The following is a 1,327-nucleotide window of genomic DNA, read 5'->3' as shown; positions in this document are numbered from 1 at the left end:
ATAATACTCATTATAAAAAAAGTAAAAAATGAAGTGATAATGGCATAAACGAAAATTTTCCTAAAAATAATATTCATATTTTCTGGGTTAATAGTTATTCTTTTTGCGATATACCATCCCATAGGAAACCCGAACAAAATGCAAAAGATAGGAACTCCCATCCCCATGGCAATGCAGAATAAATCAAGGACAATAAAAATTACTAAAACAATTTTTCTATTTATTTTAAAAATTTTACTCATAGTTCTCCTTCCTGAATAAAATTAAGGTTCTCAAATTTTTCCAAATGCATGAAAATTTAAAAATAATGGGGACAGTCTTCTTTTGTCCTCCCGCATTTAGTGCCAGACAAAAAGTAAAGCCTGTCCCCATTATTTTCTAAAACCCTTGTAAATAAAGGTTCCTATGTCATTCCTGCACCCACTTTCGTGAGTGTAAACTCCAGCAGTAATTCAAGTATTTCTTTGCACTAAAAGACCGAGTCCTTCTGTCGTATGAATATAATTATTTATAAGAAAATGTGGGATTAGATTATCATACCCCTTAAAAAAAGTTTGAAAAAGTTACCGAATTATTGAGCTAGGACATCTATCCCCGTAACAAACCATTGAGGCAGCTCTATATCTTAAACACACCAACTATTCCTACGAAATATTAGACTACTATTGTATTACTTTTTCCTTAACACTAATTACAAATTCTGGAGAAAGTGTAGCTATAAGTTCTTTTTTTTGATTATAAAAATCTAAGAAAAATGTAATATTTCCTGGGTTTTCAAATTTGAAAGCACTATGGACAAATGCGATATTTATTTTTTTTAAAGTTTTAATTCTCGGTTGGGGTAAAACACTATCAACTAATACTGTTTCTTTTTCATTGTATTTCATCCGTATTTTAAATTTAAATATTTCCTCATTGTCTTCGGTTTTTACTTTTGCATATATCCCAACTCTTAATAATTTTGGCCACGTATTTTGATTATCCGGAGTTACTTGGAACTCAATAGAATCATCATAAATACCCATCAGAGAGTGTTTGTTCCCTAATTCGTTTCTAATATCATCACAAATAATAAAATCCAATAATTTCATTTCTAATCTCCTCTATTCTGTGTTTGTTATAAGCGTGACTTCGTTATATATTTTTTCTTGGTTATTCATATCCTTTTTCTCATAATACTTATAGAAAAGCGCAGATCCGGATGTTGCTACTATACCACCAGCCTCAACGAAATCTTCCTTGCAAAAATCTATTTCAGGCAGCAATTTTTGTATTGCCGCATTTATATGTATTTTCTGAGATTCATTATAATCATATTTATTTTCTG

The 1,327-nt window shown here is 30.2% G+C and carries 2 protein-coding genes and 1 pseudogene; all 3 read right to left on the bottom strand.

The window, feature by feature from the left end; genetic code table 11:
• Positions 1-242, bottom strand: a pseudogene (locus tag COZ07_RS01160) (hypothetical protein); the annotation flags it as partial.
• A 420-nt stretch (positions 243-662) separates the two neighbouring features.
• On the bottom strand, positions 663-1,091 hold the full coding sequence (locus COZ07_RS01155; protein ID WP_406606769.1) for a DUF6941 family protein: 429 nt from the start codon (positions 1,089-1,091) through the stop codon (positions 663-665).
• A gap of 12 nt (positions 1,092-1,103) precedes the next feature.
• The coding region (locus tag COZ07_RS01150; RefSeq protein ID WP_406606768.1) for a hypothetical protein at positions 1,104-1,327 on the bottom strand (224 nt) is incomplete at its 5' end.

The sequence above is a fragment of the Candidatus Infernicultor aquiphilus genome, assembly GCF_002784285.1.
GTDB classification, from domain to species: domain Bacteria; phylum Atribacterota; class Phoenicimicrobiia; order Phoenicimicrobiales; family Phoenicimicrobiaceae; genus Infernicultor; species Infernicultor aquiphilus.
The sequence above is the reverse complement of the archived record's forward strand: the minus strand, read 5'-3'. Positions and strand labels throughout refer to the sequence as shown.

What these genes read in the sequence shown, in the direction of transcription:
- COZ07_RS01155 (WP_406606769.1), bottom strand. Translation starts at nt 1,091, where the DNA reads ATGAAATTATTGGATTTTATTATTTGTGATGATATTAGAAACGAATTA.